The sequence below is a fragment of the Thiovibrio sp. Mzg5 genome (assembly GCF_055379285.1).
The window spans coordinates 2,779,797-2,802,673 of record NZ_AP022872.1 but is presented as its reverse complement, the minus strand read 5'-3'; the positions used below and the strand labels follow the sequence as shown (position 1 = coordinate 2,802,673).

Sequence of the window (22,877 nt, the reverse complement as noted above, 5' to 3'; positions counted from 1 at the left end):
TTTCTATGGTGTAACAACAATACGTTCTATGGTAATGGCAAGGCCCGCCTTGACGACCCCGCCGTGGATGACCCTGGTAAAAATCCCTTCCTTGGGCATGATGCAATCCCCGGTGGCCTTCTTAATGGCGCAACCGGCGTTGTGACATTCCTTGCCGATCTGGGTGACTTCGAGCACCACCTTACCGTCGATGACCAAACGGTCACCGATGGCAAGCGTCATCAAATCTAAGCCCCGGCAGACGATATTCTCGGCGAACACCCCATGCTTCAGGTGGGGCATTTTCTGCTTTACCGCGTCGATACTTTCCCCGGCCAGCAGAGATACCTGCCGGTGCCAGTCCCCGGCATGGGCATCCCCGGTGATCCCCCAATTTTCCTTGAGAAGTATCTCCGGCACCTCTTTTTTCACCATACCTTTCTTCTCGCTGATGCAGACCGCTTCGACTACTCCCATAAACCCTTCTCCCTTGTTTAATGGATGTTATACGCCCGGCGCCAACTTCGGTCGGTAGATCACTCAAGGATAAACCCGGCCACCGGCAGCCCTTTGCCCCAGGCCTGCCAGGCGCCGCCGTGGATATCCAGGGTCCGGGCAACGCTGTCGTAGGTGGCCTCGATGTTCGCCTCCAGGCTGCACCTCCGATCATAGTTGGTGTGGGTAAAGGTGAGCCGGTAGGAGGTGGGGCTTTCGGCGACAACCTCCTCGACATAGGCGACATGCCCGGTGGGCATTTTTCTCCGGCCATTGGCGGCAAGGATGAGGATACTGCCTGCCCTGGGCGCAAGTGAGGTGTTGCCGCGCTCTTTTTCACAGGCAAACCAGGTGAGGGGCCCGTTTTCATGACCACTGCGGCAGCTGGCGATCCCGCTCCGGCAGCGGGCAAAGGGAAGGCTCTGGGGTTCGCAGCGTCTGGATTTTCCCCTCTTGTTACTCTTCCCGCCGGGACGCAACTGAAAGCACTCCGCGGTGGCGCGGCCCTGCCCGCCAAGGGCGGTGATAAAATCCCCCGAGGAAATGGCCTGGCCAGGGAGTATTTCGTTTCCCGGGGCAACGGAGATTCCGCTCTTGGTTTGAGCAGGAGCCAAAGGTCTTGTCTCCTTCGTTGCTGCCCGCCCGGAGGGGAGGTCTGCCAGGGGTTCGTGTCGGGCGCAACCAGACGCAAGCAGGACAAAAAGAAAAATTTCGCTGACCACCCGAGTTGTGCTTCGCTGCATGGAAGTTCCGATCTTCTTTGGTTGCTCTGAGGCGCACTGCGCTCTGATCCTTTCGCGCATCATAGCAGACGACCCGGCCCTTGACAATGCCAGGACAGTCTGGCCTTGAGGGTTGCGGCAGAATAGAGTTGCACCCCCTTGGCCATCATGCTATAAAAGACGTTTTTTCGTGGAGATACTCCCCATCATGATACACCTCAGCAACATCAGCAAACAGCATGGCTCGCAGATCCTTTTTGCCAACGCCAGCCTGCAGATACTCCCCGGCCTGCGCACCGGCCTGGTCGGCCCCAACGGCGCGGGCAAATCCACCGTTTTCCGTCTGATCACCGGCGAAGAGGAGGCCGACAAGGGCGAGATTTCCTGCGCCAAGAAAACAGTGATCGGCTATTTTTCCCAGGAGGTGGGCGAGATGTCCGGCCGCTCGGCCCTGGAGGAGACCATGGCGGCGGTGGGCGAGGTGGTGCGGTTGGGCGAGGAGCTTAAGGAGATGGAGGCGGCCATGGCTCTGCCCATGGAAGACGACGCCATGACCGCGTTGCTGGAAAAATACGGCGACGCCATGGAGGAGTTCGAGCATCGCGGCGGCTACGATCTGGAATCACGGTCCCAGGCGGTGCTCACCGGGCTGGGTATCGGGCCGGAGGATTTCAACCGGCCGGTGGAATCGTTCAGCGGCGGCTGGAAGATGCGCATCGCCCTGGCCCGAATCCTGACCATGAACCCCGATGTCCTGCTGCTGGACGAGCCCACCAACCATCTGGACGTGGAGTCTATCGTCTGGCTGGAAGAATGGCTGGCCAAGGAGTTCAAGGGCGCAGTGCTCATGACCTGCCATGACCGTGATTTCATGAACCGGTTGGTTTCGCGGATCATTGAGGTGGCCAATGCCACCATCACCACCTACAGCGGCAATTACGATTTTTACCTGCGCGAGCGGGAGATCCGGCGGGAACAGCTGGCAGCCAGCTTCCGCCGCCAGCAGGAGATGCTGGCCAAGGAGGAGGATTTCATCGCCCGCTTTGCTGCCCGCGCCTCCCATGCCTCCCAGGTTCAGTCCCGGGTCAAGAAGCTGGAGAAGATTGAGCGCATCGAGCTGCCCCAGGAACAGCGGGTGATCAGTTTTGAGTTCAACGAGCCGCCCCGCAGCGGCGACGATGTGGTGCGCCTGGAGGGATTAGCCAAGGCCTGGCCCCTGGACGGGGGCGGGGAAAGACCGGTGTTTTCCGGCATCTCCGGGGTGATCCAACGGGGGGAAAAGGTGGCGGTGGTCGGGGTCAACGGCGCGGGCAAGTCCACCTTTCTCAAAGTGCTGGCCGGCCAGACCGAGCCCAGCCTCGGCAGCGCCACCATCGGGGCCAACGTCAGCCTCGGCTATTTCAGCCAGCACGCCATGGATGTTTTGATTCCGGAAAGAACGGTTTTTGACACTGTACAGGACGCCCTGCCCCAGGCCAACATCGGCACCATCCGCAACCTCTGCGCCGCCTTTCTTTTCCAGGGCGATACGGTGGACAAACAGATCAAACTGCTTTCCGGCGGGGAAAAGAGCCGGGTGGTGCTGGCCACCCTCCTGGCCAAGCCGCTTAATTTCCTGATCCTGGACGAGCCCACCAACCATCTCGACATCCAATCGCGGGAAATATTGCTGGGGGCGCTGCAAAAATTCACCGGCACCGTGGTGTTGGTCAGCCATGACCGGCACTTTCTCCGCTCGCTGGTGAACCGGGTCATGGAGGTGGATCACGGGGAAATGCGGTCCTACGGGGGGGATTACGAATACTACCTGCGCAAGGCGGGCTATCAAGCCGCTTAACGAGGAGGGGATGGGGGCAACCTAAGGGGTGATCCCTTTCAGACGGGCGGCCCGTTCGAATTTCAAGATGATTTGGGTCAGTTGCCGCTCATCGGCAGGGGTCGGCGCAAAGCGGACGCCATAGGTCGCCAGCTTGGTTGTGCCGTTGTCGGCTTTCCGGACAATGGTCGCCCACTCGAACCTGAGCTGAAAGCTCTCCACTGTTCCCGGCGGCACGGATTCGCCGGCAGGCACCGCGTGGTTGAGCTGGAGGCAAACCGCCCGAATCTCCCAGGGCACAACAACCGGGGTTGCCTGCGGCAACCGGACAAGAACCCCCTTGCCGCTGAGGTCTTCGATCCGGCCGGAGAGGATCCATTTGCTCACGGTCTGGAAGATGGCGACACTATCGGCCGTCGGCACCACCCGGTAGGCATGCCGCCGCTGGATGATCATAATCTCCGCGGGGAGGGTGACCTCCAGGTACTCGTCATTAAAGCGCAGGATCCGGCTCTTGCCCACGATATTGCGCCCGAGCACGCAGCGGAACTGAAACTCCACCTCGCCGGGGGTAAATTTCGAGGCCTTATCCCGTTTGGCCAGGATCAACCGTGCAGTCGAGGCCTTGACCACCCAGGCATCGCAGCGATGCCCGTGCTGGACAATGCTCAGGGCTTTGCGCCGCTCGAGCATCAGCTCGAAGATCCGGCTCACCGCCCCCGGATCCCGAACAATCTCCACATCAGAATCTTCCATCCTCTCTATAACTCCCTGCGGCTCAGGCTCTCTCAAGAAACAAACCGGACTCGGTTCAAGGATAAACATCTTTGCCCTGCCCGGTCAACCCAGAGTCTTCCCGCCGGGAGAAAAAATCCTTTTTTCCGCTTGCTTTTCCCTGCCGTTTTCATCGACAATACAAGTACGCCCCGATGGCCGCTTTTCACCCCCTGAAGTTCCCCACAACTTCTCAGCGGCGAAGCCTCATCGGGGCTTTCTTGTGCCCGCCGCTCAGCTGTGCTCGCGGGTCTTGCGAAAGACGATCTCCGGAAACAGTTCCTGCACCCTGCCCAGCCGCCACTCGCTTTCCGCCAGATAGGCCAGATGCCCCTCTGCGTCCAGGGCGAGATGGGCCTGATTCTTGCTCTTGAACTCATCGAGCTTGGTGCGATTCTCGCAGTCGATCCAGCGGGCGGTGGCATAATTCACCGGCTCATACACCGCGTCCACCCCGTATTCCGCCTTCAAGCGGGACATGGTCACCTCGAACTGCAGCACGCCCACCGCACCCAGGATGTAGTCGCTGCCCATGGTCGGCCGGAAGAGCTGCACCGCGCCTTCCTCGGCCAGCTGCACCAACCCCTTGTTCAGCTGCTTGATCTTGAGCGGGTTCTTGATCAGCACCCGCCTAAAATGCTCGGGCGCGAAGTTGGGGATGCCGGTGAACTTGAGGGGCTCCTTGTCGGAGAAGGTGTCGCCGATCTTGATGGTCCCGTGGTTGTGGATGCCGATGATGTCGCCGGGCCAGGCCTCTTCGACGTTGGTGCGGTCCTGGGCCATGAAGATGGTGGCATTGGCAAGGGAAACCTCCTTGCCCAACCGGTGGTGCATGACCTTCATCCCCCGGGTGAACTTGCCGGAGCAGATGCGGAAAAAAGCGATCCGATCGCGGTGGGCCGGGTTCATGTTGGCCTGGATCTTGAAGGTGAAGCCGGAAAAGGATTCCTCCTCCGGGGAAACCATGCGGGTCGTGGTGGCGCGGGGTCCGGGGGGAGGGGCCAGCTCGACAAAGGCGTCCAGCAGTTCGCGTACCCCGAAGTTGTTGACGGCGCTGCCGAAGAACACCGGGCTCTGGCTGGCCTTGAGATACTCTTTCTGGTCAAAGGGGCTGGCCGCCCCGGCCAGGAGCTCGAGGTCCTCGCGGAGCTTGTCTGCCTGGCTGCCCAGCATCTGATCCAAAAGAGGATCGTCCAGGCTCTTAACCACGATGGAGTCCTGGGGCCGTCGGTCCTTGCTGGGGGTAAAGAGATTCAGCTCCTGGCGCATGATGTTGTAGACCCCCTTGAAGCGCTTGCCCATGCCGATGGGCCAGGAAAGCGGGGTGCACTCGATCTGCAGCTTTTCCTCGATCTCGCTTAGGATATCCAGGGGCTCAAGGCCCTCGCGGTCCAGCTTGTTGATAAAGGTGATCACCGGGGTGTTGCGCATCCGGCAGATCTCCATGAGCTTCTCGGTCTGGGCCTCGACCCCCTTGGCGCTGTCGATGACCATGAGCGCGCTGTCCACCGCGGTGAGCACCCGGTAGGTGTCCTCGGAAAAATCCTTATGCCCTGGGGTGTCCAGCAGGTTGACCTCGAAATCCCGGTAGTTGAACTGCATCACCGAGGTGGTCACCGAGATGCCGCGCTCCTTCTCAATAGCCATCCAGTCGCTGACCGCGTGGTGGTCGGTCTTGCGCGACTTGACCGCCCCGGCCATCTGGATAGCCCCGCCGAAGAGCAGGAGCTTTTCGGTGAGGGTGGTTTTACCGGCATCGGGATGGCTGATGATGCCGAAGGTACGGCGGCGCTTGACTTCTTTTTCCAATATACTGCTCATGTGATCCTTTCCTGTGTGCTTTTCGGGCCGGAATCCGACCAGAAGAAAAGCGTATATACCGCAAAAAACGCAGTTTGTCAGCAAGTTCAACACCGCCAGCCCGGCGAAAAGCGCCGCCCAACACCCCTCCCCAGCGCAACCGCACTACAAGCAAGACCAGGTGTCCTCCCTTACACCCCAGGCCATTGGGACGAATTTGCTTTATGCATCACCGGCTAGCGTGTATACTTTTTTTATTTCTTTCCCTTCTTTTCTCTTGGTGATCCCTTGTCTGTAAGCAAAAAAAATCCACCCCGGAAACCAGCCCGCGCAAGAAACAGCAGCCCGGACACGCCCTCGACAACCGCTCGCCCTTCTCGCGGCAAGAATACATCCCCGCCAGAAAGGCCCGTGGGCAGAAAGACCCGCAGGCCCGGTGCTGATTCTGCTCCCGGTCGTGCATTTACCGGCAGCAGAAAGCCGCGGCCGGAACGATCCGAGGAAGAGACCTTCCGCAAACCTGCCTCGGCAACCGATCGCCCATCCAGCAGCAAGAGAAAATCCCCGGCAGAAAGACCCTTCGACAAAAAGACCCGTCGGCCTGGTGCTGCTGCCGCGCCCGGTCGTGGGTTTACCGACACCAGAAAGCCACGGCCGGAAAGATTCGAGGAAGAACCCTTCCGTAAGCCTGCCTCGGCAACCGATCGCCCATCCGGCGGCAAAAGAAAATCACCGTCAGCAAGACCCTTCGACAAAAAACCCCGCAGACCTGGGGCTGCTTCCGCGCCCGGTCGTGGGTTTACCGGCAGCAAAAGGCCACGGCCGGAAAGCTGCGAGTTCGATGAGGAACCCTGCCGGAAGCCTGCCTCAGCACCCGAGCGCCCACCCAGCCGCAAGAGAAAATCAGGGCCAGAAAAAACCTTCGGCCCAAAAACCCGCAGGACTGCCGCTGATTCCTCTCCAGAGCGTGGGTTTAAAAGCGCCAGAAACCCCCAGGAGGAACAATCCGAGGAGCAAAAATTTTGGGCGCCTGCCTCGGCAACTGATCGCTCCTTTGCCAGCTTTCTCAAGCCGCTCATCCCCTCAACCATTGGCCCGGAAGGCCAGGCCATCCTCTACAGCTCTCCTCTGGCCCATCTCGATTATTCCATGGAGCTGCAGATAAAAGACCAGGGGTTGATGACTTTCTGGAAACAGCACCGGCTGCCCGGCCATCCCGAATCGGTAATCCGCTCCCCCAAGGCCCGGGGCTACCGCACCACCTCAAAACGCAAGGCCTTCCTCCATGGCTCCACCCTGTATCTGCTGTTGGGAGACAAAGCCGCCCTGCCCAAGAACCGGCAATATTTCACCGCCTCACCGTTGGAACCCAAAGAGCACGAGGAGATCTACCGCTTTCTTCAGCAAAAACTCAGCGAGCCGGCCTTTAGGCTGATCGCCGGGCATCTCAACTATCTCATCATCCGCGGCGGCTACACGGAACAGGCGGTGATCTTCAATGTGGACCTGATGAACGGGCCGCTGGTCCGCAAAATGAAACTGCTCAGCGAGCATCTCCAGAAACTTCCCGTCGCAGTCTCTGCGGCCTTTGTCTACCTTGACCCCACTCAGTCCGACTACTATCTGGAAACCAAGCGGCCCGCCGAGACCCTGCATTTCAAGAAGCTCTTCGGACCGGACCAGTTGAGCGCAACCTACGGCGACTGCCGCTACCAGTTCCATCCGACCTCGTTTTCCCAGATCAACGAATCCATGGTGGAAACCATGCTGGAGCGGGCGAAAGAGCTGATGGCCCCAGCCCCGGACCAGTCGCTGCTCGACCTGTACTGCGGCTACGGCTTGTTCAGCCATTATCTCGCTCCCGCTTATCGGCAGGTGCTGGCCGTGGATGGCGAAGGTCCTTCCATCCGGGCCGCCGAGGCCAACAGCCGCTTGAACAAGCACCGGGGCGGCCAGACCAAGTTTCTCGCCCACCGGATCACCGTCGGCTATCTGGAAAAATTGCTCCCCCCACCCATGCCCAATGAGGTGATGCTCCTTGACCCGCCCCGCCAGGGCACGCTGCCTGGGGTGATCGCCTCGCTGGCCCGGAGGAAGCCGCAGAAGGTCCTCCATATCTTCTGCGGGGTGGACCAGATTCCGCCCTCCCTCAAGGAATGGCAGGCCAACGGCTACCAGGCGCGGCGCATCGCGCCTCTGGACATGTTTCCAGGATCGGCCAATCTGGAGATCCTGGTGCTGCTGGAGCCAAAGGCCTAATCCCAAGGCAGCATAATTCCACGCGAGGACATCCCCATGGCGCAGAGCCTGTATATCGTGGCAATCGGGCCCCAGAGCGGCAAATCGGTGGTCGCTCTGGGCCTCATGGAGCTGCTCTCCCGCCGGCTGCGCAGGGTCGGCTATTTCCGCCCCATTATTCCCTCGGATACGGTCGCGGACAACAACCTACAATTGATCAAAACCCGCTACCGCCTTGATTTTGACTACGACGAGATGTTCGCCATGTCCCACGACGAGGCCCAGCACCTTTCCGCCGAAGGCCACGCCGACCAAATCCTCAAAACCATTCTCGACAAGTACAAACACCTGGAAAGCAAATGCGATTTTGTCCTCTGCGAGGGCACCGATTTCAGCGGGCTTTCCCTGCCGTTTGAATTTGAGTTCAACGCCGAGGTCGTCAACAACCTGGGCTGCCCCATCCTGCTGCTCTTAAACTCCCATGACAAATCCCCGGAGGATATCCTCGACGCCCTGCATGTGGCCCAGGAATCCTTCCTCAAGAAGGGCTGCACCATCCTGGCCAGCGTGGTCAACCGGGTGGAGCCCGAACTCATGGAGACGGTGCGGGAAAAACTTAGGGAATGCGGCGTGGAATGCGGGCCGGTCTATGTTTTGCCGGAGGAACCGTTTCTGGGAAAACCAACGGTGGGGGAGATCGCCAAGGCTCTGAATGCAAAGATTATCATGGGAGACCCGGAGGAGATGAACCGGGGGGTGGCCGATTTCAAGGTGGCAGCCATGAGCCTCCCCCATTTTCTCGACCATCTGGTGGAAGGCGACCTGATCATCGCGCCGGGCGACCGCTCGGAGATCATCTTAGGCAGCCTGGCCGCCAACTTCTCCAGCACCTATCCGAGCCTCGCCGGGCTGCTCCTCTCGGGGGGCTTCGTTCCCGACCCCCAGATCGCCTTACTCCTCCAAGGATTGCGGATGACCATCCCCATCGTCAGCGTGCAAACCGACACCTTTACCACGGCCATGAACGCCAGCGCTGTGCCCCCCATGCTCACCCCGGAAAACGACCGCAAGATCGCCACCGCCCTGGGGCTTTTTGAGGCGCACGTCAACCTGCCCGAGCTGGAAGGCCGGATTTCCTTTGTGAAATCCATCCGGGTCACCCCGCTGATGTTCGAATACAATCTGGTGGAGATGGCCCAGAGGCACCGACAGCACATCGTCCTGCCCGAAGGCACGGAAGAGCGGGTTCTGCGAGCCAGTGAAATCCTTGTCCGACGTGGAGTCGCGGAGATCACCCTGCTGGGCGACCCCGCGGAAATTCGCGGCGCGGCCAGCAATCTCGGCCTCGACCTTACCGGCATCACGATTATCGATCCGATCACCTCCCCCTTGCGCCAGGAATTCGCCCAAACCTACTTCACCCTCCGCCAGCACAAGGGGATCACCGAAAAAACCGCCTTTGACACGGTGGCCGACGTCAACTACTTCGGCACTATGATGATCCACAAGGGGTTGGCCGACGGCATGGTTTCCGGGTCGGTGCACACCACCGGCGACACCATCCGCCCGGCCTTGCAGATCATCCGCACCCAGCCCGGGGTTTCCATTGTTTCCAGCGTCTTCCTGATGTGCCTGGCCGACCGAGTTCTGGTCTACGGCGATTGCGCGGTGAACCCCGACCCCAACGCCCAGCAGCTGGCGGAAATCGCCATCAGCTCGGCGGACACCGCCAAGCTCTACGGCATTGAACCCCTGGTCGCCATGTGCTCCTATGCCACCGGCACCTCGGGCACGGGCGCCGACGTGGACAAGGTGCGCGAAGCGACCCGGATCGCGAAAGAACTCCGGCCCGACCTCAAGATCGAGGGGCCGATCCAATACGACGCCGCAGTGGACGCCGGGGTGGCGAAAACCAAGCTGCCGGAGAGCCAGGTGGCGGGTAAGGCCACGGTCTTCATCTTCCCGGACCTGAACACCGGCAACAACCTGTACAAGGCGGTGCAACGCTCGGCCAACGCCGTGGCCATCGGCCCAGTGCTCCAGGGATTGAACAAGCCGGTCAACGACTTAAGCCGGGGCTGCACCGTGCCCGACATCGTCAACACCGTGGCCATCACCGCCATCCAGGCCCAGGCCGTTCAGACAAAACAAGAGAAAACCCCATGAAGGTTCTGGTGCTCAACTCCGGGAGCTCGTCCATCAAGTACCAGCTCTTCGACATGCGGGACGAATCGGTGCTGGCCGCCGGCAGCCTCGAACAGATCGGCGAACCGGGCAGCCACCTCAGCCACTCTCTCAGTGGGGGCCAGGCCGGGATGCGCAAAACAATCCGGACCCTGGCCATTGCCGATCACCGGCAGGGCTTTGCCCTGATCGCCTCGGTCCTCCGGGAAACCGGGGCGCTCGCCGACACCGGGGAACTCAGCGGCATCGGCCACCGGGTGGTACACGGCGGCGAGAAATTCAAGGAACCCGCCCGGGTTACTGCCGAGGTCCTGGCCGCGATCCGGGCCTTGATCCCCCTGGCGCCGCTGCACAATCCGGCCAATCTCCTCGGCATGGAGGTAGCCATGGAAAGCGCTCCGTCCGTGCCCCAGGTTGCCGTATTCGACACCGCCTTCCACCAATCCCTTCCCCCCCACGCCTACCGCTACGCCATCCCCAAAAAGCTCTACGAGGCACATCAAGTCCGGCGCTACGGCTTCCATGGCACCTCGCACCGCTATGTGGCGAAAAAAAGTGCCGAATTTCTAAAAAAACCACTGAACACCCTCAACCTCATCAGCCTGCATCTGGGCAACGGCGCCAGCGCCGCCGCCATCCAACAGGGGAGGTGCATCGACACCTCCATGGGTCTCACCCCTCTTGAAGGATTGATCATGGGCACCCGCTGCGGCGATCTCGACCCGGCGATCATCTTTTACCTGGAGCGGGAAACCGGGCTTGCCTCCGGGGAGATCGAATCGATCCTCAACAAGGAAAGCGGGCTCAAGGGGATCTGCGGGGCCAACGACATGCGCACCGTAGGGGAGCTTGCAGCAGGCGGCAATCCGGAAGCGCAACTTGCCATCTCCATGTACTGTTATCGGATCAAGAAATACATCGGCGCCTACCATGCGGTGCTGGGGGGGCTGGACGGGCTGATCTTTACCGGCGGCATCGGAGAAAACGCCGACTTTATCCGGGCGGGGTGCTGCGAAGGCCTTGCCCATCTGGGGTTGGAACTGGATAAGGGGAAAAACCATGGGCGGCTGGAAGGATGTGCCGCCCTGGAAAGCGGAGCCAGCCGGGTGAAAATCCTGGTTATCCCCACCAACGAAGAGCTGGAAATTGCCGAACAGACGATCGCCTGTCTGGAGGCTGACTCATCAGGGAGCGCATTATGTCTCGCAAAACAATGACAACAAAGATCATGGCCGTGCTGTCTGGCTACCTTCTCTTGAGCCTCGTCGGCTGTAGCCTGAATGAAAGGAGCGCCCGGCCTTCTTGGGAAAACGGGGTGCTTCGGGTGGGGGTTACGCCAAATTACCCTTGCCTTATCCATAAGACCGCGGAAACTGGCCTGATTTCCGGCTTTGAAGCCGAATGCGCCGCCCTGCTTGCCAAAAGGCTCCACAGCAGACTCCAGTTTGTTGAGCTGGAATGGGAAGCGCAAATCCCCGCCCTGGAGCGCAGGGAGGTTGACATCATCATGTCCGCCATGTCCATCACCGAGATGCGCAAGCTCCAGGTGGCCTTCAGCGAGCCATACCTCACCATCAGCCAGATGGCCCTAACCACCAAAGACGGGGAAGAGAAGTTCCCGTCCGCCCAAGCGATTCTTGCCACCGGCAAGGCCATCGGCGTGGAAAAGGGAACCACCGGGGATATCTTTGTCCAGCGCTATTGCCCTACGGCGGAACCGTTTTTCTTCTCCTCGCCGGATGCCGCAGTGCAAGCGCTCCGTGACAAACGCATCGACCTCTTCATCCACGATGGGCCGGTGCTCGGCTCCTATGTGGCCCCAACCGTCGCAGACGGACTGGTTCTGCTCCAGACTCCCCTGACCAGCGAAGAGCTTGCCTGGGCGATGCGCCGCGACGATCCTGCCCTGCTCAAGGCGGTGAACTCCGCCCTTGGAGCCTGGAAAAGAGATGGCACCTTGGAGCAACTCCTCAAGAGGTGGTTGCCCCAATGAGCAGCCGAGCCCGCCTCAGATTTGCTGAGCCTTTCGCCACCCCGCCGCCTTGAGGCGAGTGACGCGGTCGATGTTCCAGCTCAGGATCGCCTGAAGATACTGGCGCTGATCCTCGCGCAGAAGGGCCATGATCTTTTCCCTCTCTTCCCGGATCTCCTCCCGTTCGCCGGGATACATCTCCAGCCAGCAGGCATAGCCCTGATCAAAGAGGAATTCCGGGTGCACCGCCTCGGGGTCCAGCTGCAATTTTGCCGTGAGCAGCATGGTGGCGAGGAGCATATCATACTCAACCACCCAGCCGTTGTCGTTGAGCATGGAACGCCCATCAAACGGAGCATCTCCGGGACAATTCGGGCAGAATACCCGCTGGATGACGTCTGCTTGCAGAAGGTTATCGCGGAGATGAAACTGAACGGTTCTGGCGCCGCACTCACAGGTTTTTCGCACATCAATGCACATATCACTCCTCTTTTTTTCTTTGCCTCGCCGCTTTCTCGGCTTCCCAAATAGTGCGCAACCAGGCCGGGGGTTTCAGAACCTTCGCGGCAGAGGGGCAGAATCCTTCCGGCCATCGATTATTTTCTGGAGTTGCTGGCGTTCAGCCCGCGCATCCTGCAGCTCGCTCTGAATCGTCATCTCCTCCTCCGGTGCTGCGGAAAGCAGAAGTTTTTCCAGCCGCTCAACCTGTTGCTGCGCCCGATAGAGTTCCCGTGCCAAATCCCGTAAAGACATGCGGTTACCTGTGTGGATGGTGTTTTTTGTATAATGCCCGAAAGGCGGGCAAGGCCGCGCCATTGAGCCTGCCCTGTCTGTGGTGATAATCTTGACCGGGATGGTGAAAAGGATCCCTGCCATGCGCCCTTTGCCGGCAAAGCGCACCATAGATATCTTGAAATCAAAGACGAAGCAGAAGAGGCCGCACCCCGGAATGGGGTGCGGCCTCTTGCAAAAACGTACAATCTTAAAAAGTCGTCAGGCAAGACGGAACGGTCGCCCCCCGCTACCTCTTCTAATCCCTACTCCCCTCCACCAAGCGGGTAAGATGGCCGATATTATCGCGGAGCATCAAAGTCTGGGAGGTGACTGCCTCGGAGGCTGCTGCCAGTTCCTCGGCATTAGCCGCCATCTGCTGGGTGCCGGTGTCCATCTCGGTCACGGCCTTGTTGATCTGGATAACCCCCTGGGTCTGCTCATGGGAAGCGGTGGAAATCTCTTCCACCAGAATAGCCACTTTCCGAGAACCCTCGACCACATCCGTGGATTCCGCCACAACCTCATTGACCTTTTTCAGGCCGTCATTGACGTTGGCGATGGCCCGTTCAATCAGATCACTGGAGGTTCTTGCCGATTTGGCAGTCCGTTGCGCAAGATTGCGCACCTCATCGGCAACCACGGCGAAACCCGCGCCCTGTTCCCCGGCCCTGGCCGCTTCCACCGCTGCATTCAAGGCGAGGAGATTGGTCTGGAAGGCAATCGCCTCGATCTCCCGAATGATGGTGGCGATGGCGTCGCTGTCCTTTTTGATGTTCTGCATGGAAACCTGCATGGCCGCCACATTGGCGTTTGCCCGGGCACCAATCGCCTCATTCTGCTTCATCCCGGAATTGGCCTCGCCGGAGTTGGCGTCATTCTGCTGGACCATGGCGGTGATCTCTTCAAGGGAGGCGCTGGTCTCCTCCAGCGATGCCGCCATCTCCGAAGCCATTTCCGCCACCATCTGGGAGGTGCTGGCCGTGGCCTGGGCCTCTTCCGAGATGCGATCGGCGCTTTCGTCCAGATCACTGACAATGGCATTGATGGAACGGACAAGCATCTGCACGACAAAAAAGGCGAACAGGCCAACGGCCACAAGAGAGATAACCCCACCAATGATGAAGAACAGGCCGAACATCTTCACCTCGGCCATGGCCTTTGCCTTGGTCAGTTCCTGTCCCCCGCGCAGCTCGTCAACCGCGGCCTTACTGCTTCCCATCAGGCTGTAATACTTTTCAAAAAATTCCCCGTCAAAGGCCTCCAGGGCGGTGGACTTATCCCCTTTTTCCAGGGCCGGCAGGATTTTATTGTTGATGATCTCTTCCATCTTCGGCCAGGAGGCGGTCAACTCGTCATAGGACGCCATAACCGCCGGGGCCTGATCCACCGCGTGGCATGACCCGCAATACAATTTTTTGCCTCCGGGATTAACAAGACTTTCCCGCATTTCGGCAATGGCCTCGTCAAACTTCTTGCTGGTGGTTTTCAGACCACTCAAGGTTTCCGGATCGTAATCCATGATCTGGCCCTTAAGAATGCTGTTGAGGAGGTTGAGATTGAGACGGATCCGGGCGACCTTGTCAATGTAATCCATCTTGAGTTCGATGCCGGTGTACATCGCGCCCCCGATCTGCACCCGCTGGATGATGAACTGGGCAATCGCGACGCTTGAAACCATGGAAAACGCAACAAACCCAACGATAAGAAAAAGCTTTACCCGCAGACTCAAGCCGTCAAACCACTCTCTCATAACCCCTCCCCTTATGCGCACATCATTAAAGCCATATTCAACTATTTTGCATTATATCGTATACTCTTGCTTTTTTTACCACTATTTTTCTCACTTTCCCGTTAGTTGCCAGAAATAGTGACGCCAAGGGTGCCAACCAAAAAAACGAGGCGGACCGATCTCTTTTCATTAAACACCCAAATGGGCCGGAAGGCTTCACTCCAGTTCACAGGCAAAAAAACCGATGGAAAGGTTCCACAACTTGTTTCTGATATTCTGCCCAGACAAGTATAATTTTTTGTACCCCTGTCCAGCAATATCCCCTCCACCTTGACGATCCTCATGGCATTTTTCAATTCCTCCCCAGCAAAACTCTCTCTCCACCGGTACAAAAAAACTTGCACCCATACAACATCCTGAAACAACAACACAAACTGCCTAATCACCACTACGCCCCTTTATTCCCGTTCAAAATTTTGTACCCCGCCCACTTTTTCCCGCCTACAGCCACCCCCCAGAACAGCCCATGATTCCTGCAAAAAACCAAATTACATTAAAAATAAAACCATTGGCACGCTTGTTGCTTTACCAGAAAGACAGTAAAACAACTCTTATCTCCTTTCTCCTTAAAAGAAGACCGACTTTCCCCGCGAAGTCGGTCTTCTTTTTTTTGCGCAGACTAGCAAGCCAACGACATCCCAGTTCGCATCCTTCTCCAACCAAGCACTTTTCTCCGCACAGTCTTTTTTGCTGTTTGCACTCTGCGCCAAAGCCCGATATATTGCGAGCCCTGTGGCCGTCGGCGCCTTGCCCACCATAAAGACCCCGCAGCCAACCCTCCCGAACCCGGCAAGGGGGTTCGGTTTTACCCCGCCTCGTTTTCGGCACCGGCCTATCACACAATTCTCAGTCTCTTGCGGGACGGAGGCATGCCGCTCACGCTGCCCTCCATCTTCCCTGTTGTTTCATTTCACAAAACCAGCCGACACCATGAGCCTGCGATGACCTTTTCCCTTGGGACAATCCCCATTAAAAATCCATTCATTCTCGCACCCATGGCCGGCGGCACCGACCTGCCCTTCCGCCTGCTCTGTAAAGAATATGGGGCTGGCCTCTGCTATTCCGAGATGATCGACTGCCATGGCCTGGTGGCGCAGCAACAAGACTGCCTGGAACTGCTCCTTACCAACGCCGCAGAACAGCCGGTGATCATGCAGCTTTACGGCAACGACCCCACCACCATGGGAGAAGCTGCGGCAATCCTCAGCGAACAGCCCATTGCCGGTATCGATATCAACATGGGCTGCCCCATGGAAAAAGTCGTCCAGACAGGCGCCGGAGCCGCATTGATGAAAAACCCGCGCCTTGCTGAAAAAATCATCACCTCTGTCTATAAAAATTCAACAAAATCGGTGACCGTCAAGATCCGCTCGGGCTGGAACCAGCACACCATTACCGCCCCGGAGATTGCCAAAATTGCGGAAGGCGCAGGCGCGCAAGCCATTGCCATCCATGCCCGCACCTGGAGCGACGGATTCACCGGCCCCATTGACCACAGGGTCATACTGCAAATCATGGAAAGCGTTTCCATCCCCATTTTTGCAAACGGCGACATCACCTCCCATGAGCAGGGGGTGGCCCTGCTTAAAAAAATCGGCTGCGCCGGAGTGATGATTGGCCGGGCCGCCCTGGGCGCACCCTGGATCTTTTCAGGGGGTGTGAATCAGCACCCCTCCATGGCTTACAGGATCAAGGCCCTGCAACGCCACCTTGAACTCGCCGAGATCCACCTTGCCCCGGAACCAAACCTCTCTAAAATCAGAAACCACGCCTGGAAATACTTTCGCGGCACAACCAATGGCGGTGCCATCCGCAAACAGATCGACGCCACCTCCACCTACCCTGAGCTGAAGGCCTTGGTCCAGACCCTTGCCGAACGGGTATTAAAACCCTCTGCCTGAACTACTGCGGGGATGCGATTACACGAAAACAGCCACGGGCTCAAACCATGTCTTCCGGCACCGCCTTTTCCCTCGGCCCAATAACCCTCTGAATTTCATACTATCTCTTCCGGATCACAGGGATAGGATCTCACTCGCTCTGCCTGCATATCAATATATCTGGAACCGGATACCGCAGAAAACGAAGGGGGGTCTTCCCCTGTAATTATATTGTCATATCGACATGTTCTGACATGTCAGGAAATTCCTGATATGTCAGGTAGCGCTCTCCTCAAAAGCATTCATCTCCCCTCTCATTAGTCACTTAAGTTCATATTATTTCAATATGATAGTAGCATATATCCCGGCAAAAACACTCCTGGCACACATTCTGCTATTCAAATAACAACAGCAAACGCCAAGGCCTGTTTCCCTTGGGTGCGATTGGTGCATCATAAAAATGCGGCATCTGCTGCGTTCGATTGTTGTGTTACGACCTAATATCCCATCTGATCGCCAAACAATCTCAGCCAGGGCATTTTAAAAATCCCCTTTATCCCCTAGCCGAGCTCTGGAGATGCTGCCGAAAAATGAATTTGCACTGTTTGAGGCGCCGCCGAGGTTGCAAACCTCCGACAGAATGGAAGGGTACCATCAACAGCTATAAACTTCAGGTGTCCTGTCGGCAGAAAAATGGCGAGGTGCTTTTTCCCGCCATTCTTTTTCTTTGGGTGTAGCAAAAAAATAAAGACTTTTCTTTTTTGAACATCTGGTATGGGTGATATCGATGATAACAGCAAGGGGCAACCCTGTTTCAACCTTGTGGCAACAGATAGCCATTACTGCGGCGATTGCCTCCCTCTTTGCCGCAGGCCAAGCCAGGGCGAATGGCACAAATCCAACCGTGGTTGCGGGCCAGGCCAGCTTCTCCACTCTGGGAAGTTCATTAAACATCAGCAACAGCCCTGGAACAATTATCAATTGGCAAGGGTTTTCGATCGGTGCGGGCGAAACCACCCGCTTTATTCAGCAAAGCGCTGCCTCGAGCGTCCTCAATCGCGTTATCGGTCCCGATCCTTCATCCATCCTCGGCACGCTCACCTCGAATGGCAGGGTCTTCCTGATCAATCCGAGCGGCATTCTGGTCGGGCAGGGCGCACACATCGACGTGGCCGGGTTGGTGGCCTCAACGCTCAACCTGAGCAACCAGGATTTTCTCGAGGGTCGGCTCAATTTCTCGGCCAACTCGCTTGCCGGCAAGGTGGAAAATCAGGGCAGTATCACCACGCCTTCGGGTGGCAGCGTCTATCTGGTCGGAGCAAACGTCACCAACAGCGGCATCATCAACAGCCCTCAGGGCGACGTAATCCTGGCCGCCGGTCAGTCGGTGAAGATCTTCGACTCCAGCACACCGGGGGTGAGGGTAGAAGTCACGGCGAGCGATAATTCCGTTGTCAACCTCGGCGAGATCCTTGCGCAAAGCGGGGAAGTCGGCATTTACGGCGCGGTGCTTCGCAATGCGGGCATCATCGATGCCGACCAGGTGGTGCGCGACATCAACGGAAAAATCGTCCTGCGTGCGAAGCAGGACGTGACCTTAGATTCCGGCAGCCGCCTCAGCGCCAACGGTGAGCAGGGCGGCGAGATAACCATTCAGTCCGAAACCGGTACCACGCAAGTATCCGGCACGATCGCAGCCAAAGGCACGGGCGAGGCGACAGGCAAAGGCGGCACCGTCCAACTGCTGGGCAATCGCGTTGGGCTGATGGCGGCGAATGTCGACGCGTCCGGCACGACGGGTGGCGGTACCGTTTTGGTCGGCGGCGACTACCAAGGGAAGAATCCGTCCGTGCAGAACGCCTCGGTGACCTCTGTGAGTCCTGACTCGAGCGTTACGGCCGACGCGATCACCAGCGGTAATGGCGGCAAAGTGATCGTCTGGTCGGAGGGCGACACGTCGATCGGCGGCACCCTGACTGCGCGCGGCGGCGCGAATTCCGGCGACGGTGGGTTCATTGAAACCTCCGGCAAGCATGTATTGCTTGCCGACGGCACGAGAGTCAATACGCTGGCGCCGCACGGTAAGACCGGTCTCTGGCTGCTTGACCCCTTCGATTGGACAATCGCTGCCGCAGGGGACGAGACTCCGGCCAGTGTGATCGCCAGCTTGAGCGCGACGAACCGCACGATTTTGGCAGACAATGATATCACTGTCGCCGATGCGATTGCCTGGGTTACCGGCCAAACCCTTACGCTGAACGCGGGACATGACGTGCTTGTCAACGCCGCGATGACCGCCAGCACCATTGGCGCCGGGATCGAGTTGATCGCTGGCAATGACGTGATCGCCAATGCCTCGCTCGTCGCCAGTGCCAACACTGCAGTGATCGATGTGAGCGCCGGGCATAATGTGAGCGTTACCACGGTCACCGCCAACGGTGGTGGTTCCGTGAACCTGCGCGCCAACAACAACGTGATCGTAAACGGCGTGATCACCGCCGACACTAATCTCGATTCCGTGATTCTGCGCGCCGACAATGATGGCACCGGTCCCGGTGCCGCCGGGGGGACGGTTACCTTCGTGGGTCCAGGTTCTGTTGTCACCCCTCGGGCAATAATTCGCTTCAATCCGAATGGATACGTCAATACAAGTGCGGAAATTGCAAGTTACGTTACAAAGGTGTCAGCACTCTTGGACGCAAAAGCGTGGGTGTTCGCGCAGGGAAACAATAAGACCTATGATGGTACGAACGCGGCAACACTTTCGTTCAAGGGTACACCCACTGACGGTGGTGCCGTCACACTGGTCGACCCTGGTTCAGGGGCAACTTTCTCGGACAAGAACGCTGTTGCCGGGAAGACGATCACTTATGCCGGTTTTACCCTCGTTGGTGGCGATAGCGGCAGATTTTCTCTATTCGGCAGCGGTTCCGGGACTGCGACGGCGGACATCAACAAAGCCGCCTTGAGCGTGACAGCCAACGCCGTCACCAAGACCTACGACGGCACCCTCGCAGCCATAGGCACGGGTACGGTCGGTGCCATCGCCGGTGCCGGGGATGTGGTGAACAGCGCCGGCAGCCAGGCCTTCCTTGACAAGAACTTCGGTATCGGCAACAAGACCGTCCGTGCTTCCGGCGTCACGATCAAAGATGCGCTCAATGCCGACATGAGCACCAACTACACCATCACCTACATCGACAACCTCGTCAGCACCATCAACAAAGCCCCCTTGAGCGTGACAGCCAACCCCGTCACCAAGACCTACGACGGCACCCTCGCCGCCACGGGCACGGGGACGGTCGGCGCCATCGCCGGGGCCGGGGATGTGGTGAACAGCGCCGGCAGCCAGGCCTTCCTTGACAAGAACTTCGGTATCGGCAACAAGACCGTCCGTGCTTCCGGCGTCACGATCAAAGATGCGCTCAATGCCGACATGAGCACCAACTACACCATCACCTACATCGACAACCTCGTCAGCACCATCAACAAAGCCCCCTTGAGCGTGACGGCCAACCCCGTCACCAAGACCTACGACGGCACCCTCGCCGCCACGGGCACGGGGACGGTCGGCGCCATCGCCGGGGCCGGGGATGTGGTGAACAGCGCCGGCAGCCAGGCCTTCCTTGACAAGAACTTCGGTATCGGCAACAAGACCGTCCGTGCTTCCGGCGTCACGATCAAAGATGCGCTCAATGCCGACATGAGCACCAACTACACCATCACCTACATCGACAACCTCGTCAGCACCATCAACAAAGCCCCCTTGAGCGTGACAGCCAACCCCGTCACCAAGACCTACGACGGCACCCTCGCCGCCACGGGCACGGGGACGGTCGGCGCCATCGCCGGGGCCGGGGATGTGGTGAACAGCGCCGGCAGCCAGGCCTTCCTTGACAAGAACTTCGGTATCGGCAACAAGACCGTCCGTGCTTCCGGCGTCACGATCAAAGATGCGCTCAATGCCGACATGAGCACCAACTACACCATCACCTACATCGACAATCTCCTCAGTACCATCAATAAAGCCGCCTTGAGTGTGACGGCCAACCCCGTCACCAAGACCTACGGCACGACCGACCCGCTGCTGAGTTACACCACCGGCCCCTTTCAATTCGCTGACACGGCGGCCACCGTATTGAGCGGCGCACTCAGCCGCGCGGCGGGCGAGAGCGTCGCGAGCGGACCTTACGCCATCAGCCAGGGCAGTCTGGCTGCGAACAGCAACTACAGCATCGCCTACACCGGCAACACACTCACAATCACCCCAGCACCGCTGAATGTTGCCGCAAATCCCCAGAGCAAAATCTTCGGGACGAACGATCCGGCACTGACCTTTAGCTTTACGGGGGTGGTAAACAACCCGGCACTCGGCATCACCGACACCGCAGATACCGTACTTTCTGGCGCGCTCACGCGCGTCCCCGGCGAAAGTGCCTTGGGCGGACCATACGCCATCACCCAGGGCAGCCTTGCGGCCAACAGCAATTACACCCTTGGTTTCACGCCCAACAACCTCATCATCATCGGTGCTGCTGCCGAGCCAGTTTTGGGTTTCAATCCGGTGCAGGTTGTTTTTGCCGGAGTAATTAATAACGAGTTCTACTACCGTCCCGGCAACTTCTGGCATATCTCTTTGAATCCAAACAACGCTGACCCGGGATTCGACGTGATGCGGGGGACAAACGATTTCAACGCACGCCTGAATCGTTACGATTCTGATTTCGGGGGAGATTTTTTTGAAACCTGGTCATTCCCGCAGCAATTTGAGAAAGTCGATGAGAAATAACTTTTTGTTCAGGATTTACCGGAGTTCAGGAGAGGGGGTGACATGCCGTTAATTTTTCGTTGCATGGTACTTGCGGTGGCGCTGCTGCTGACATCGGCGCCTTGCTTTGCCCAGACACAGACGGAGCGTTTCGATATTGATCGTTTCAAGATCGAAGGCAATACGTTGCTCCAGTCCGATGAAATAGACGCGGTGCTCAAGCCCTTCACCGGCAAAAACCGCGAGTATGCCGATGTGCAGCGCGCCATCGAAGCTCTCCGGCAGCGCTATCGCGCCGGAGGTTTTAGCGTGGTATGGGTGGTCGCCCCCGAACAGGACCTCGACCAGGGGATAGTCACGCTGCGGGTCATCGAATCGCGGATCGGCAAGGTCACCATCCAAGGCAACCGTTTTTTTGATGATTTGAACATCCGCGCCGGCCTTCCGGCGCTCAGGGAAGAAGTTTCACCCAGAGCGGGGGATATCTCAGCGGACGCGCAGCTTTGCAACGAGAATCCGGCCAAACAGGTGGATGTGGTCTTGCGCCCCGGCGAAAAACAGAGCGTGGTGGACGCCACCGTCGAAGTCATCGATGTCCGGCCGCTCAAGGGATTTCTAACCTTTGACAATACCGGCAACCCGCAGACGGGCGACTTTCGTCTCGGCGTCGGCATGCAGCATGCCAACCTGTTCAACCGCGATCACGTTGGCACGCTCAATTACGTCACCTCGCCGGGGAAGGAGGATCAGGTAAGCCTCTACAGCGCGAGCTATCGGCTGCCGCTGTATTCTCTGGGCGATTCCATGGATTTCATCATCGCGTACTCGGATGTAAGCGCCGGCACCGCACAAACCGTTGCCGGGCCGCTCGCTTTCTCCGGCCAGGGCGCTGTTTACGGCTTGCGCTATAACCAGTTGCTGAAGCGGCGAGGCGAATATTCGCACCGGCTCGTTTACGGCCTCGATTATCGCGCCTACGAAAACGACTGCACGCTCGGCGATTTCGGCGTGACCGGCTGCGGGCCGGCTGCGGTGGATATCACCGTGAGGCCCGTGAGCCTGGCATACAGCGGCAATTGGGCAAAGCCCGGGCGGATCTCCGATTTTTATATTACCTTATCGCACAATATACCTGGGGCAGATAATGGAAAAGGGAGTGATTTCGATGCGGCGCGGCCGAGTCCCTATGGCGGGGATGGAGCGTCTTCCCATTACACGATCCTTCGCTTTGGCGCCAGCACGGTGAAGGCCTTTGAGAGCAACTGGCAAGTCCGCGCCGCGTTCAACGCACAGTACACCGATGATGCCCTCGTCTCCGGCGAACAATTCGGCATTACCGGCGCGACTTCCGTTCGCGGCTTTCTGGAGCGCGAAATTGTCCGCGATACCGGCTATTCCGTCAATCTCGAACTCTATACGCCCAATCTGGCGGGTGAACTGATCCCCGGCGAAGGCAACCTGCGCGGCTTGCTGTTTTGTGACCTCGCCAAGGCTGCCAATAATCCGTTGGCCGGGGAAGCCGAACAAGACACCTCCATCGCCAGCATTGGCGCAGGTCTTCGCTGGAACATCCAGAGGAACTTCAATATGCGCTTCGATTTGGCGCGGGTAATGGATGCAGGCGGGAGCAAGCAAGCCGGTGACTTTCGCGGGCACATCTCTGTCTATATTGGCTTTTAGTGCCAG

Annotated in this window: 16 protein-coding genes; 8 read left to right on the top strand and 8 right to left on the bottom strand. The window is 58.5% G+C overall.

The window, feature by feature from the left end; genetic code table 11:
* Positions 1-3 precede the first annotated feature (3 nt).
* Together ACZ46D_RS12970 and ACZ46D_RS12965 are read right to left on the bottom strand one after the other, a co-directional pair.
* Entirely contained in the window at positions 4-456 is a 453-nt protein-coding gene (locus ACZ46D_RS12970; protein ID WP_464927858.1) for an MOSC domain-containing protein, read from the bottom strand.
* A 59-nt stretch (positions 457-515) separates the two neighbouring features.
* Positions 516-1,217, bottom strand: coding sequence for a hypothetical protein (locus ACZ46D_RS12965; RefSeq protein ID WP_464927857.1), 702 nt, complete (start codon positions 1,215-1,217; stop codon positions 516-518).
* A gap of 187 nt (positions 1,218-1,404) precedes the next feature.
* Here ACZ46D_RS12965 and ACZ46D_RS12960 point away from each other — a divergent pair, with 187 nt between their 5' ends.
* Positions 1,405-3,033: an ABC-F family ATP-binding cassette domain-containing protein gene (locus tag ACZ46D_RS12960; protein WP_464927856.1), complete on the top strand. Its 1,629-nt coding sequence runs from the start codon at positions 1,405-1,407 to the stop codon at positions 3,031-3,033.
* A 21-nt stretch (positions 3,034-3,054) separates the two neighbouring features.
* Here the strand turns inward: ACZ46D_RS12960 and ACZ46D_RS12955 are convergent, their stop codons facing one another.
* Both ACZ46D_RS12955 and ACZ46D_RS12950 read right to left on the bottom strand, forming a co-directional pair.
* Positions 3,055-3,768, bottom strand: coding sequence for a PilZ domain-containing protein (locus tag ACZ46D_RS12955; RefSeq protein WP_464927855.1), 714 nt, complete (start codon positions 3,766-3,768; stop codon positions 3,055-3,057).
* Positions 3,769-4,020: 252 nt separating this feature from the next.
* Positions 4,021-5,607: a peptide chain release factor 3 gene (locus tag ACZ46D_RS12950; RefSeq protein WP_464927854.1), complete on the bottom strand. Its 1,587-nt coding sequence runs from the start codon at positions 5,605-5,607 to the stop codon at positions 4,021-4,023.
* Between the two features lie 390 nt (positions 5,608-5,997).
* Here ACZ46D_RS12950 and ACZ46D_RS12945 point away from each other — a divergent pair, with 390 nt between their 5' ends.
* The 4 genes from ACZ46D_RS12945 to ACZ46D_RS12930 are packed head-to-tail and all read left to right on the top strand — an operon-like array spanning position 5,998 to position 12,001.
* Entirely contained in the window at positions 5,998-7,845 is a 1,848-nt protein-coding gene (locus tag ACZ46D_RS12945; protein ID WP_464927853.1) for a class I SAM-dependent RNA methyltransferase, read from the top strand.
* A gap of 36 nt (positions 7,846-7,881) precedes the next feature.
* Positions 7,882-9,990 carry a phosphate acetyltransferase gene (gene pta / locus ACZ46D_RS12940; protein WP_464927852.1) on the top strand — a complete coding sequence of 703 codons (2,109 nt, stop codon included), beginning with the start codon at positions 7,882-7,884 and terminating at the stop codon, positions 9,988-9,990.
* Positions 9,987-11,225 carry an acetate/propionate family kinase gene (locus tag ACZ46D_RS12935; RefSeq protein ID WP_464927851.1) on the top strand — a complete coding sequence of 413 codons (1,239 nt, stop codon included), beginning with the start codon at positions 9,987-9,989 and terminating at the stop codon, positions 11,223-11,225. The genes pta and ACZ46D_RS12935 overlap by 4 nt, the downstream gene beginning before the upstream one ends.
* Positions 11,207-12,001 (top strand): ABC transporter substrate-binding protein, encoded by a 795-nt coding sequence (locus ACZ46D_RS12930; RefSeq protein ID WP_464927850.1) that lies wholly within the window; start codon positions 11,207-11,209, stop codon positions 11,999-12,001. The genes ACZ46D_RS12935 and ACZ46D_RS12930 overlap by 19 nt, the downstream gene beginning before the upstream one ends.
* A 15-nt stretch (positions 12,002-12,016) precedes the next feature.
* Here ACZ46D_RS12930 and ACZ46D_RS12925 read toward each other — a convergent pair whose 3' ends face one another.
* The 4 genes from ACZ46D_RS12925 to ACZ46D_RS12910 all read right to left on the bottom strand — a co-directional run bounded on the left by ACZ46D_RS12925 (position 12,017) and on the right by ACZ46D_RS12910 (position 14,891).
* The gene (locus ACZ46D_RS12925; protein ID WP_464927849.1) at positions 12,017-12,460 is read right to left on the bottom strand and encodes a hypothetical protein; all 444 of its coding nucleotides are present in this window, start codon (positions 12,458-12,460) and stop codon (positions 12,017-12,019) included.
* A gap of 72 nt (positions 12,461-12,532) precedes the next feature.
* Complete coding sequence (locus ACZ46D_RS12920; protein WP_464927848.1) at positions 12,533-12,733, bottom strand: hypothetical protein; 201 nt, start codon at positions 12,731-12,733, stop codon at positions 12,533-12,535.
* Between the two features lie 277 nt (positions 12,734-13,010).
* Positions 13,011-14,504 (bottom strand): methyl-accepting chemotaxis protein, encoded by a 1,494-nt coding sequence (locus tag ACZ46D_RS12915; protein ID WP_464927847.1) that lies wholly within the window; start codon positions 14,502-14,504, stop codon positions 13,011-13,013.
* Between the two features lie 195 nt (positions 14,505-14,699).
* Positions 14,700-14,891, bottom strand: coding sequence for a hypothetical protein (locus tag ACZ46D_RS12910; protein ID WP_464927846.1), 192 nt, complete (start codon positions 14,889-14,891; stop codon positions 14,700-14,702).
* Between the two features lie 593 nt (positions 14,892-15,484).
* Between ACZ46D_RS12910 and dusB the strand changes: the two genes are divergently transcribed.
* From dusB to ACZ46D_RS12895, 3 genes are all read left to right on the top strand, one after another.
* Positions 15,485-16,444 (top strand): tRNA dihydrouridine synthase DusB, encoded by a 960-nt coding sequence (gene dusB / locus ACZ46D_RS12905; RefSeq protein WP_464927845.1) that lies wholly within the window; start codon positions 15,485-15,487, stop codon positions 16,442-16,444.
* A gap of 766 nt (positions 16,445-17,210) precedes the next feature.
* On the top strand, positions 17,211-21,212 hold the full coding sequence (locus ACZ46D_RS12900; protein ID WP_464927844.1) for a beta strand repeat-containing protein: 4,002 nt from the start codon (positions 17,211-17,213) through the stop codon (positions 21,210-21,212).
* 42 nt (positions 21,213-21,254) lie between these two features.
* Positions 21,255-22,871, top strand: coding sequence for a ShlB/FhaC/HecB family hemolysin secretion/activation protein (locus tag ACZ46D_RS12895; protein ID WP_464927843.1), 1,617 nt, complete (start codon positions 21,255-21,257; stop codon positions 22,869-22,871).
* Positions 22,872-22,877: the final 6 nt, after the last annotated feature.